This window comes from Phormidium pseudopriestleyi FRX01, from assembly GCF_017313335.1.
Classification (GTDB): Bacteria; Cyanobacteriota; Cyanobacteriia; order Cyanobacteriales; family Laspinemataceae; genus Laspinema; species Laspinema pseudopriestleyi.
In genome coordinates, this window is the sequence record NZ_JAFLQW010000462.1 from 16061 (window position 1) to 29159 (window position 13099).

Annotated in this window: 6 protein-coding genes and 1 pseudogene; 3 read left to right on the forward strand and 4 right to left on the reverse strand. The window is 48.6% G+C overall.

All coding sequences use genetic code 11. From position 1 onward, the window contains the following. Positions 1-77: 77 nt before the first annotated feature. Positions 78-2876, reverse strand: a complete 2799-nt coding sequence (gene gyrA / locus J0895_RS17535) for a DNA gyrase subunit A (protein ID WP_207089303.1) — start codon at positions 2874-2876, stop codon at positions 78-80. A gap of 343 nt (positions 2877-3219) precedes the next feature. On the opposite strand from gyrA, the gene J0895_RS17540 reads away from it, so the two are divergent. Then, positions 3220-4143 (forward strand): histone deacetylase family protein, encoded by a 924-nt coding sequence (locus J0895_RS17540; protein ID WP_207089309.1) that lies wholly within the window; start codon positions 3220-3222, stop codon positions 4141-4143. Between the two features lie 56 nt (positions 4144-4199). Here J0895_RS17540 and J0895_RS17545 read toward each other — a convergent pair whose 3' ends face one another. The 3 genes from J0895_RS17545 to J0895_RS17555 all read right to left on the reverse strand — a co-directional run bounded on the left by J0895_RS17545 (position 4200) and on the right by J0895_RS17555 (position 8656). Continuing rightward, a complete protein-coding gene (locus J0895_RS17545) occupies positions 4200-5357 on the reverse strand; it encodes a DUF262 domain-containing protein (RefSeq protein WP_207089304.1) in 1158 nt (385 codons plus the stop codon). Positions 5358-5825: 468 nt separating this feature from the next. Beyond that, positions 5826-7892, reverse strand: coding sequence for a cation:proton antiporter domain-containing protein (locus J0895_RS17550; RefSeq protein ID WP_207089305.1), 2067 nt, complete (start codon positions 7890-7892; stop codon positions 5826-5828). 176 nt (positions 7893-8068) lie between these two features. Continuing rightward, a complete protein-coding gene (locus tag J0895_RS17555; RefSeq protein ID WP_207089306.1) occupies positions 8069-8656 on the reverse strand; it encodes an HD domain-containing protein in 588 nt (195 codons plus the stop codon). A 391-nt stretch (positions 8657-9047) separates the two neighbouring features. On the opposite strand from J0895_RS17555, the gene J0895_RS17560 reads away from it, so the two are divergent. Both J0895_RS17560 and J0895_RS17565 read left to right on the forward strand, forming a co-directional pair. Further along, complete coding sequence (locus tag J0895_RS17560; protein WP_207089307.1) at positions 9048-11735, forward strand: ATP-binding protein; 2688 nt, start codon at positions 9048-9050, stop codon at positions 11733-11735. A 1057-nt stretch (positions 11736-12792) separates the two neighbouring features. Beyond that, a pseudogene (locus J0895_RS17565) lies at positions 12793-13099 on the forward strand (hypothetical protein); the annotation flags it as partial.

Consider the following 13099-nt stretch of genomic DNA (forward strand, 5'->3'; position numbering starts at 1 on the left):
CGTGTCCTAGTAAATCCCACAAACCGGCAGGCTCAAAAACCTGCCGGTTGTGGTAACTTTTAACAGTTCAGAGGGGTTTAATTTTCCTCGTCGCTTCCGTTGTCCGGGGTGAGGTCATCTTCTTCACTGGATGCTGTGACTAAATCAACTCCAGCTTCAATTTCCATTTCCATTTCCATTTCAGTTCCGTTGTCGGTGGTGAGGTCATCTTCTTCACCGGATGCGGGAACTAAGGCAACTCCGGCGATCGCATCGGAGGAATCGAGACGCTGAACTCGCACCCCTCGCGCCGATCGCGACTGAGAAGAAATCGCTTTAGTCGCCTGCCGAATAATAATCCCGCGATTGGTAACAATCATCAATTCATCATCTTCATTGACGATTCGCAAGGCCGCTAGACGGTCTTTTTCATTGCGGAACTTAATCGCACAAACGCCTTTTCCGGCCCGTCGTTGCAGGCGGAATTGCGTCACCGGAACCCGTTTCCCAAACCCGCCAGTTGTAATCACTAAAGCCCAAGGTCCAGGATAAGCATAGGTTTCGGCAACGTTCTCCTCTTCCCCTTCGGTTTCTTCTGTTTCCCCTTCTGTTTCCTCGGTTTGCAGATCCACCTCTTCGAGTTCTACATCGAGTTCTGCATCGAGTTCTACATCGAGTTCTGCATCGAGTTCTGCATCGAGTTCTACATCGAGTTCTAGGTTTTCATCCTCGATCGCCTCCTCCATTGCAGCAGTCACTTGGGAGGGGAGCACATCCATGCTGATAATATTGTCCCCTTTCCGGAGATTCATGGATTTCACCCCTCGGGTGGCACGACCCAGAGGACGGAGTTGTTTATGATCCGCTTTGAAATGAATCGCCATTCCCTTCGCGGAACCGATGATAATTGTATCTTCCGGTCGCGATTTCCGGACCCAGCGCAATTCATCGCCCTCGGATAAAGAGATGGCAATTAATCCATTGGCGCGGATATTAGAAAAGGCAGAAAGAGCGGTTTTTTTAATGTAACCGCCTTTGGTGAGCATCACTAAATATTCATCATCGGAGAATTCTTCAACCGAGACGAGAGACGTGATTTTTTCATTAAAGGGAATGGGCAACATTTGGGTGATTGCCATCCCCCGTGCGGTGCGAGAAGCGGTGGGAATTTGATAGGCATGGAGGCAGTACACCACCCCGCGTTCGCTGAAGAACAAAATCGCATCATGGTCGCGACAGGTTAAGAAATGGGCAATCCCATCATCATCTTTAATCTTCGCCCCAGATTTGCCTCGGGTGGCCCGACTTTGCGCCTCAAAGGTATTCACCGGCATCCGCTTGATATACCCTTGTTCCGTAATCATCACCAGGGCTTTTTCATTAGCGATTAAGTCGGTGACATCGATTTCCCCTTCCGCGTGTTCGATGACGGTACGACGGGGGGTAGAAAACTTGGCTTTGAGTTCTGCCGCTTCGTTTTCAATGATTTCTAAAACCCGTTCCCGCCTTGCCAAAATATCCCGCAAATCGGTGATCGTCAGTTGCAGGTCGTCATGTTCTTGTTGAATTTTATCCGCTTCTAAGGCCGTTAAGCGGCGCAATTGCATTTGCAAAATTGCGTCAGTTTGGACTTCGGAAAATTCATAATTGGCGATTAATTCTTGTTTGGCACTAGGGGTATCTGCTGCGCGTCGAATCAGCGCGATAATGCCATCTAAATTCTCTAGGGCAATTAACAATCCATTTAACAGGTGGTCCCGTTCTTCGGCTTTTCGCAGTTCATAGCGAGTCCGACGTTCGATGGTTTCGATGCGGAATTCTAGGAAGACGGTGAGGAACTGTCTGAGGGTGAGTAACTGCGGTTCGCTGTTGACCAGCGCCAGCATATTCGCCCCGAAATTGGCCTGTAAGGGGGTTTGTTTGTACAGGTTGTTGAGGACGACACGGGGGTAGGCATCGCGCTTGAGTTCGATGACGATTCGCATCCCGTCGCGATCGCTCTCATCCCGGATATCGGAGATGCCTTCGAGACGTTTTTCGTTGACCATTTCGGCGATGCGTTCGATCATCGCGGCCTTATTGGTTTGGTAAGGCAACTCGGTAATCACGATCGCGTCTTTGTCCGGACGTCCGCGATGTTCGATGGTTTCAATGGCAGCTACGCCACGCATGGTAATCGAACCCCGTCCGGTGGTATAGGCTTCTCGGATGCTCGTCACGCCCAGAATCTGGCCCCCAGTGGGAAAATCCGGACCCGGGATGTAATGCATCAACTCAATGTCTGTAATCTCCGGATTGTGGATCAGCGCGACTAATCCATCCATGAGTTCTCCCAAGTTGTGGGGAGGAATGTTGGTTGCCATCCCCACGGCGATACCAGAGGAGCCGTTGAGTAAGAGTTGGGGGACGCGGGTGGGTAGGACAATCGGTTCTTGCTGCGATCCATCGAAGTTATCAATGAAATCGACGGTTTCTTGGTCGATATCCCGCAACATGGCATCCATGCTCAGGGACTGGAGACGACATTCCGTATAACGCATGGCTGCCGGAGGGTCGTTGTCAATCGATCCGAAGTTGCCGTGACCATTGATCAGGGGCGATCGCATGGAAAAATCCTGCGCCATCCGTACCAAGGCATCGTAAACGGCGGTATCCCCGTGTGGATGGTACTTACCGAGGACTTCCCCGACCACACGAGCACATTTGCGAAAGGGGCGGTCTGGGGTCAAGCCCAACTCGTGCATCGCATAGAGAATCCGCCTGTGTACAGGCTTGAGACCATCCCTAGCATCTGGGAGTGCCCGACCTACGATCACGCTCATGGCGTATTCGAGGTAGGACTGTTGCATTTCATTCCGCAGATCCGTCGGGATTATCCGCTCCTGGGAGATGGTCATAAGATGAAAAACTCCAAAAATGTGACTAAATAGCTATCATTCAGAAAACTGACCTGATGCTACCCGGCATCTAAACTTTCCTAATTTGTGATTAATATTTTAACATAGATTGACCTAATTCGGACCAAGGGCAATGGCCTAAAATTGGCTGATTTTTGGGGTGTTATTTGACCGGGGATAATTATCAGTGGAGAGTGGTCATTTGTCATTTGTCATTTGTCATTTGTCCTTTGGATTGTGGAAAACTCAGGACCAATGACCCATGACCCATGACCCATGACCCATGACCTATGACCCATGACCAACAACCAAGGACAAATGACCCATGACCAACAACCAAGGACTGTTTTCTGTAATTTACTCAGAAGAATTTTTAGACCATGATACCGGGCGATCGCATCCAGAACGTCCCGCGCGGTTAACGGCCATTGTCGAAGCGTTAAAAGCCTTACCCTGGGCCAATCGCCTGTCCTGGCACCTGCCGACCCCCGGGGAAAAAGAATCGGTGATGTCGGCGATTAAGCGGGTTCATACCCCGCGCCATATTCACGAAATCGAAATCTTGGCTGAATGTGGGGGGGGCCGGTTAGAGATGGATACCCCGGTTTCTCGCTATAGTTACGAGGTGGCCCTGCTGGCGGTGAGTGCCTGGTTGGATGGAGTCAGTCGCGTTCTGGAGACGGGGGAACCGGCGTTCGTTTTGGCGCGACCCCCGGGACATCATGCCGAGAGCGATCGCGGTATGGGATTTTGCTTATTTTCCAATGCGGCGATCGCCGCCACCTATGCCCTAGAAAAGCATGGACTGCAACGGGTTGCCATCCTAGACTGGGACGTGCATCATGGCAATGGCACTCAGGAAATTGTCGAAAAAAATCCCCAAATCGCCTACTGTTCTCTCCATCAATATCCTTGTTATCCCGGGACCGGCGCAGCTCATGAAACCGGCCCTTATAATAACATCCTCAATCTTCCCGTCCCCGCAGGCAGTACCCTCGCCGACTATCAGGTCTTGTTTGAGTCCAAGGTTATGCCATTTTTAAGCGAGTTTCAACCGGATTTGTTACTCGTGAGCGCTGGATATGATGCCAATGCCGCAGATCCCTTAGCCCGAATCGACCTGCAACCGGATGATTACGGCATCCTCACCGATTATTGTTTGCAACTGACCCGCCGGATCGTCTTCGGATTGGAGGGAGGATATCACCTAGACGCCCTCAGTCAGTCCGTGATCGCCACCATTGCTCGCTGCCTGAAATTATCCTAGAACTATCTTGGCCGTTGGTTGAAGAGGGTGATGCAATCCTCCCTCTTTTCCCCGCATTAAGAGTCTTTGCCGATTTTAATTTTCGGAACATCCAACCCGATCTCGGCCATCGCATCTCGCCATTTGTCGATCCTGGTTTGAATCCGGTCTCTATTTTTGGTCGAGGAGGTAATCGCTTCACTAAACGCGGGGTCTTGACAGACTTTTTTAAGCGCCTCAATAATCTCGGTTTTGCTGCTGCGAATGTCCTCAGAACTGACATAAGCAAACGAGAGCATGATTACATCATAAATAGCCCGGTTGATGGATTTTTCCCATCCCGTATCGGGAGTATAACGCCGGAAAGCTCCGTCATCAAAAACCGCGAACACATCATCAATGGTTTTTCTAAAGATTTCTCGATGATGCTCGATGGTTTCATCGTCAAAATAAATCCCCTGTTCTAGGTATTGATCCAGGAATTTGGACAAGGTGCCGCGATAGGCGATCGGGTCAAAAAAGAAGGCAAAAAAGCGCAAAATCATTTCGCAATCTTGCATTCGTTTATCGATATTCAGCACCCGACGAGTTTTTTGGAAAACCTCATCCTCGGACAGTTCTAAAATTAAATCATTCAACTTGCCACGATAGACACTGTTGCGGATTTCCTGAGCATTCAGGGGGACAAAGCCCGTATTTAAGCGCTCAAAGACATCAAACTTAATATCCGGATGGGATTCCTTGAGGATGACAATACAACGAATAGTCCGAGACATGAGCAATCGTTGGTAAGAAACCTCAAGGTCTTCAAATTGTTTACGATTAATGTCGGGTAAGATTTTTAACGCCCGTAGGGGAAATTCGTTATTGAGAAACCGATAAATCGCGGTCAACCTTTGTTGGCCGTCAATGACGCTATAGGACCCATCATCTAATTCTGCAAAATAACACACGGGAATGGGAACATTGAGCAGGAGAGATTCAATTAACCGACTGCATTTGGTTTGGTCCCAAACTTGCCGACGCTGAAATTTATCGGCCAAAACCAGAGTCTGGTCATCAATCTGAGCTTTGAGCGATCGGATCACAAAGTCATAAGGATGCGTCACCAGCTTTCTATCCTTCACCGGGATAGTCAGTTCCTCCTCTAACTCTTCTTCGTCTTCCTCTTCAAATTGATCCTCAAGTAGTTCCTGGCTATCTTCAACTTGAGTGCCAAGACCGTCTTCTAGCATTGCCTCCCTCCTTATTCTCTGCATCGCTTGCTTTCTACTGCCCTACAAGTATCTTTACTTCGAGACTGTTTGGCTCTCCGGGGATTGAACCGGCAAGACCACGGTTGACTGTGGCAAGCTTATTTTTACAGTGTAACAGTTAGCTGAACTCCAGGGGTTATTTCAGTCTGGGTTTGGGAGGGATGGGGGAAATGGGTGACCCATTCCCTTAGAAAGAGGGAGTACAGATGTAGGGTAGGCAATCTCTAGCCTACTCTATATTTAGGCTCTAGCTTGACTGGGGTCAGGATTGTAGATTGTAGGGTGGGCACTGCCCACCGTAGGGAAAGGTGGGCAGTGCCCACCCTACTTTTACTACATTTAGGCTCTAGCTTGACTGGCGTCAGTCTGATCTCTGAAAGATCGGGATTGAACTGCAAAAATTATGCTCTTGAAACCCAGTTTTTAGGGTGGGGTGCGTGAGTCGGGTTAGCTTGATCCCAACATCACCAGAGAACAAGAAAGCTCCTGGACAACACTTGTGGTGACATCATCCATCTCTAATCCGGACATGGTGCGCCGCTTTGTCGCTTGGAGAATCACCAAATCATAGCCGATCGCCTCGTTGAGAATCGCCCCGGGGATATCATCATTCGGAGCAATCACAATCTGAATTTGTGTGGGATTACTGGGTGCTAATTCCGTGATTAAGGCCGAAAGTTGAGCATGGATGCGAGCATTCACCTCCTCGGGTGTGCGGCGATCGCAAACATGGAATAAGGTCACCTGTCCCCCATTCATCTGGGCTAAACTATAGGCAAACCGCACGGAAAACACCGCCCGCGCCACGAGATTATCCACTGAGACTAAAATGCGCTTCATTTGCAGGGGTGAACCCAGCAAGCGCGTCACTGCTACGGGACAATGCGCCGTCCATAAGAGGCGATCGATTACGTTTCCAAACAATCTCGCCCGCAGGGTGGTGGTTTCCCCCCATCCCATGACAATTAAACTGGCTTTTTGCTCTCGACTTGCATGAGCAATTCCCTGGGCGATATCATCATCAATCCGAACCGCAGGTTCTGCTTTGACCCCAAATTCTTGAGCCAGTTGCACCGCTGCGGCGACTAAATTTTCACTGCGAACCAGGGCGGCATCCACCTCTGATGCTTCCATTTGCGCCATCACCCGGGCGATCGACACCGGAACAATTCGACCCCCTTCCTGGCGCACCAGCAACGCCGCCATTTCTACTAAATTCTTTTCCGTTTCTGGGTTATAAACTGGCACAATCACCGTAAACGGACCATTCGGCTGGTTCCATTCATCAAAAGGCGTTTTCACCGTATCAAAATTAGTCGTCGGTGGGGTCAAACCCGCTGCCGCCCGCGCTGTTAAAAATGGCCCTAATGTGGCGGTGACTAACATCATTACAATCACCGTATTCAGGACCTCTTCACTCAATAAGCGCTCTCCCAAAGGGTTCAAGGTGTTATATCCCACAATCGTTGCCGCCAGGGTTGCCGCCACTTGCGGAATGGACAGGGACCAAATCGCCAGAGTCTCAGTGGGAGTGTAGCGATACAGCAATTGAGTCAACAATGCCGCAACCAATTTACTGATTAATAGTCCTGAAATAATCGCCAGGGTCAACCAAAATGAAGTCAGGGTTTCGATAAAAGCGGGTAGGTCAATTAATAGCCCTAAATTCACCATAAAAATGGGAATAAATAAGACACTTCCTACAAACACTACCTTTTCTTTCACCGGACCGGAACCCATTGCTCCATTGACAGCCATTCCGGCTAAAAATGCTCCGACAATTTTTTCGACGCCAATGATTTGAGCGCCAACTGCGGCCAAGAAAACTGCCAGTAACACAAACAAAAATTGGTTGCCTTCTTCATCTCCTGAACGCCGAAAAAATTCCCGTCCAGCCCAGTCAAACCCAAACAGCACAATGCAGGTATAAAGGGTTAACAGAATGAGCATGATTGCCAAATTTCCGAGACTAAAACTCCCGGCATGAATGCTCACGCAGACTGCCAAGACTAGCAAGGCTGGAATATTTGTAAAAATGGTCCCGCCAATGGTCACCATCACGGCCTCATTTCCCATCAAACCCAATCGACTGAGAATGGGATAACCGAGGGGAGTATGAGAGGAAAGTAAAGACCCAATTAATACGGAAGCATTCCAGCTAAAACCAAAGAAACGGGCGATAATTGTTCCCGTAATCAGAGGGAATATAAACGTTAGACTTCCAAATCCAATGGAGCGATTTTTCACCTTTCTAAACTCGGTCATATCCATTTCCAGACCGGCAACAAACATCAGGTAAACAACCCCGATGTCAGAAAGGAGTTTCATGGTTTCCGATTGTGGCTGTAATAGCTGCAATCCATTCGGTCCGAAGGCCACTCCCGCCGCCAATAAGCCAATTAATCCGGGCAGTTGTAGCCGTTCAAAGAAAATTGGCACGACTAAAATAATCGCCAACAGAACGGCAAAGGCAAAGATGGGTTCGTTTTTTAAAAAGCCGAGGGCGAGTTCCATGCAGGTAGGAGACTGAATTTTTTTTATTCTATCTCAGGGTTCGCTGATTTTACATAGGGGCGATCGCCTAAATTCATGGGTGACTTTTCCCCCTGACAAAGCCCAAGTAAATCGTAATTTAGACTACAATTTTTGGCCCGATTAAGGGCGGGAATTCCCCAACTGTTCTGGCTGGTTTATCTGGTTATTTCTGAAGACGCAGAGGCTAACTGTTCGATCGCCATTACAGTCCGCTCTAATTCGGCAAATAACCAGGGATTAACCGCTGTTAAACGAAAGGCTTCCACTAAAGCTCGATAATACCAGAGAGTCCCGGTTTTACCGCCCTTAAATCGGTCCCAGACAGACTCTCCGATTGCCCGATAATCCTGAAGAATTGACCGCGAATTGTGCAATTTATCCGAGGCACTCACCAACAGGACCGAAGGGGAAGCCGTGGGAAGATGAGACAGATAGAGTTCTTTGCGCTCTCTCCAAGGGGGTTTGGGGGTAGAATCGGCATCGGTGCAAGCTTCGACAATTGTCGCTACCATATCTCCAAAGCGGCGGCGAATTTCGGCCCCGGTAGCGGCCCCCCCTTGGTCCTCGATCGCATCATGGAGTAACGCGGCGATCGCTTCATCTTCATTAGCCCCATATTCTAAGGCAATACTCGTTACCCCTAGTAAATGGGCCACATAAGGCACTCCTGAACCCTTACGCAGTTGTTGCGCGTGGAGTTCGGTGGCAAAGGTTAAAGCATGATTAAAGCGGTTTGATAACATCTTTGTTCCTTCCAAACGACCGAGTTAGGATACGCTGGATTTTAACAGGTTCAGGACTAACCCACCCTCACCCAGTTTCTGGATTTCGGGGTGAGGCTGCTCAAAAATCCCGGATTGGATGCTCGCAACTAGAGTTACTAAAACAATCCCTCAAAATTTTCAGGCACCAGTTAAATTATCATGGAAAGATGTCAGACAAAATGCTCCGGATGAGTCTAGGGGCTTTTCTCGGAGCAAGGTCAAAATCCGGTTCAGTTTAAGCTAAACTAAACCCATTCCCATTCTCACCGGACTTGCGCCGAAATCCCAGTAGGAGTCATCCTTCTGCTTAAAAAACAAGGACCGGACCCCCCAGAATCAATCGCCGCTCTCGACTTAGATTGCAGTTATTATGGAACAACAACAGCCCGAAGATGTAGCGGCTTACAACGAACGCTCCCTAAATACCCTATCGAGGGCGATCGCCTTGTCTGCCGAACAATTTGCCATCATTTTTGTGCGGTGCAATTATCGGCATTTGCAAACAGAAATGCTGCAACGACTGCGGGAAAAATGTCCGGTTTCCGTGGCAGAAATCCATTTACCCCCCTTAAGTACCACCTTATTTGGTAAGATGATTGAGGAATTTGGGGAATTGCCCTCACTCCCCGGGGTCATGGTTCTGGGATTAGAATCCGCAGTGGCGATCGATGAATTATTAATTTCTATTGATTTAGTTCGGGACGAATTTCGCAAACAGTTTCCCTTCCCTTTAGTTCTCTGGGTAACTGACGATTTGCTCCATCGCATCACCCAATTTGCCCCGAATTTCAAAAGTTGGGCCGGACCCTCCATTAAATTTGAAATTCCCACCCCTAAATTGATTCAAAGCTTGCGCCAAACTACTGAAAATTTATTTACCTGTATCCTAGAAGCGGGTGCAGATCAACTGCAAGTCGGCGCTGCTATTGAACTCTTAACCCACACCCATCGCCAGGAAATCGCCTGTGCGATTAAAGATATTGAACGGGCGGGGCAGGGTCTGGACCCCTACTTACAAGCCTGTTTAGACTTCGTGCGGGGTTGGAACGCCTACAGCCATGATGAACTGACAACCGCCCGCGAATTTTACCAACGCAGTCTCGCCTTTTGGCAAAAAGCCGTCCCCACTGTCTCGGCGTCAGAGAATCCACCGGAGGAAAACTCGACCCCCAATTTAGAACGCTATGGCTGTTTGCTGTTTTATCTCGGTGCCTGTTGGCATAGAGAAGCCCTGTTACATCGAGGGGCCGCCCAGGCAGCTTACCGGCAAGCGCGTGACTATTTTCAGCAATGTGTCGCCATCTACCAACAAGCCCACCGCCCGGATTTGATGGCAAAATTTATTAATGCCCTCGGGGAAGTGCTGCAAAAACTCCGGGACCGCGATGGGTTGGAAGAGGTGGCATCGATCGCCACCCAACTGCATCAAGAATATCCTGACCCGATCGCCGAGGCGCAGGATTGCGGCTATTGGGGGGAAGTCGCCCTCTGGAACTCCCAATGGGCGATCGCCAAGCAGTCAGCCTTAAACGCCCTCCAGATTCTGGAATCCTCCCGCGCCACGACTCTCACACCGGAAAAACGCAGTTTCCTAGAATGGTCCGCCCAGTATCATCAAGGATGGTATTTGTTATTATTAGGCCGATCGCTTTCAGCACTCAGTGAGAGTAAACAAGCCATTGCCACCCTAGAGGAAGCGAAAGCTCAAGCCCAACCGGAATGTAATCCTCAATTATACAGTGAAATCCTCCGCGAATTGCGATCGCTCTACTTCAATCGGGGCGATCGCCTCACCGCCTTTGCCCTGAAACAGGAACTTTATGCCCTAGAACATCAGTATGGATTTCGTGCCTTCATCGGTTCCCAACCCCTGCAACCCCAACTCCAACCCCTGAATCCCACCCAACTCCTGCATCTCGGCATCGGCGATCGGCCCTTTCCCCGGAAATGCTATTCCGGGCCCAGTCTCACCGGACGAGAGGCGGAAATCGAATGTGCGATTACCCGGATTGGCCGCCCCGACTACAAACTCACCTTGATTCATGGTCCCGCAGGAGTCGGTAAATCCTCCCTCTTATCCGCCCAATTAGCCCCCGCCTTACATCAAAAACAAATCGGACTGCATTTGGCATTACCCCTGGTTATCTCCATTCAAGGGGATTGGTTCTGCGGCGCACTTGAGGTATTTAATCGCGCTTTTGCTCAGATGGGATTACCTCGATGGGACACAACCGATGAGCAAAATCGCATCCCCATTCTGCACAACCTCTGCGATCGCCTGGGAGAAAATGGCGATCGCAACATCTTAACCGCCCTGCTGTTTGACGTGGATGCCGACTTATTTGATAGCGCCCATGACTCACATCGCCACCTGTTTTATGAATTTTTGCACGACTGCTTAAACCTGCCCTTTGTCAAAGCGATCGTCTGTTTGCGAACCGAACATCTGGCTGATTTACTCGAAAACGAATCCCTGCGATCGCTAGAATTTATCAACCAAGAGACCCGAGAAAACTTGTGCTATCACCTGCAAGACTTATCCCTGGACACAGCTCACCGGGCGATGAGGGGATTAACAGAACAGGCCGAATTTCCCTTAGAACCCGAACTCAGCGAGCAATTAGTCAGAGACTTAGCCCGAGGCACTATCGCCGAAGTGCGAGGGCTGATGTTACAGTTAGCTGGCACACAACTCGAAGCTGAACAGATTACCACCCTAGGCGAATATCAAGAATATGGCGGCAAACTAGCCTTACTCCGACGAGGCATCCGAGAGGCGATTTCTGACTGTGGCGTAGAAAATATACAAATCGCCCGATTCGCCCTCCAAACCCTTGCCAAACCAACCCCAGACTGTGAACAGTCCCCCACCATGCCCTATCCCTGCCGCAAAACCCTAGAAGAACTCAGAACCGAAATCGGAACCAGTCCGGAGACATTACAGATAGTCCTAGAGATATTAGTGCAGTCGGGTTTACTCTTTCGCCTATACGATACCCCAGTTCCCCGCTATCAACTGGTGGATCAGGAATTTTGCCGGATACTATTGCAGGGGTGACGACGAAGGGCAAAACTTACGCATATTGGAAAACCCACCTTTATCTGTAGAGGCGATTCGAGAATCGCCCCTATAGCTCTAGCAAAAATCCGCACCCTCAAGGGTGAAACACTGACCGACAAAATTGCGGATCGAAGCGACTGTTTATATAAAATTTTATTTAACTTATATTTAAGCTTAGACCATGACTTTAGTCAACAAAGCGGCTTAATCGTCTAATTATCCCCAAACCTCAATCGAAGGTATGTGATCCAGTGAGAGTGAATCAAGCTTCATTCACAATGATATAACGGTTCGGTGGACTTGTGGAGTACAGATATTTATTTGATTAGACATCTCCAACATCTCCAAAATTTTGTCCCCTAAGCATTGTAGAATTATTGTTTACTTTGCATCTGTATTTTATTGTCACGAGAACGTAGAAGGTTTTCGGTCCTTTAGTTCAGGGTCAAGGGATTCCCCCTGAATCCCCCGTTCATAAACTAAATAGAAGACTCCATCCCGGTCAAATTCATCGAATTGTGTCGGAATTTATTGAACGAGGGTAGCATTTTGAGATTTGGCAATTTGTTGAATCCGATCAATCGTGGGTGCAGTTATGAGGGAAACTGCTATTGAAGCAGCAGAGAACTGAGACGACAATCTGACCTTTCCCGTTAAGTCTGGCGTTCTCGAATTATCAAGGATTTCAGAGATTGAGCCTCACTCTCAATTACTCGAGTTAATGAGAATAAGCGACGAACGAATAAGACTTATAGGCTGTTGAAATTAAAGCGATCTCTCTCCTCAAAAAAATAACGGAGAAAAGTCAGACTTATGTTGAGTCGCCTGAAATCAAAATCTCATCCTTCAGAGAGAGAACAAACGGCTAGTTTGCTGCAATTATTGAGACGGGATGAATTTTGGATACAATTTGTTTTAACCGTTGTTGTTAGGAGTGATTTTAAGTTTCGCAATTCTTGAGCCAATTCTTAATCTCAGGCTCAAGTCTGAAATTGGTCTGTTATGGAGCAGCGCGTCAGGGAGAATACAAGACAGACATGGAAAGGAGGACAACATGAATACAGATAACTTTACAACCCTACGACTTTACCTGATTCGCCACAAGATGCAGGTCAATAAATCTCATCAGTCTGTGGTTCTTGAAAAAGAGGCCGCAAAAAAATTGAAGTTTGGCAAGAATAGTGGGTTTAAGACGGAACTAAGACGAAGGGTTGACGAACTTTTTCAAAATCCCGATCGCCAGGCTCGTGATTGTCTGCAAATGTATGCGAAAACCATTATCTTGTTGTTTAGCTTTTTCGGATTATATTCTCTATTAGTTTTGGTAGCTCAGACATGGTGGCAGGTAATTCCCTTGTGCA

Coding starts and splice junctions, on each gene's coding strand:
- J0895_RS17555 (WP_207089306.1), bottom strand. CDS start 8,656: ATGTTATCAAACCGCTTTAATCATGCTTTAACCTTTGCCACCGAACTC.
- gyrA (WP_207089303.1), bottom strand. CDS start 2,876: ATGACCATCTCCCAGGAGCGGATAATCCCGACGGATCTGCGGAATGAA.
- J0895_RS17560 (WP_207089307.1), top strand. CDS start 9,048: ATGGAACAACAACAGCCCGAAGATGTAGCGGCTTACAACGAACGCTCC.
- J0895_RS17550 (WP_207089305.1), bottom strand. CDS start 7,892: ATGGAACTCGCCCTCGGCTTTTTAAAAAACGAACCCATCTTTGCCTTT.
- J0895_RS17545 (WP_207089304.1), bottom strand. CDS start 5,357: ATGCTAGAAGACGGTCTTGGCACTCAAGTTGAAGATAGCCAGGAACTA.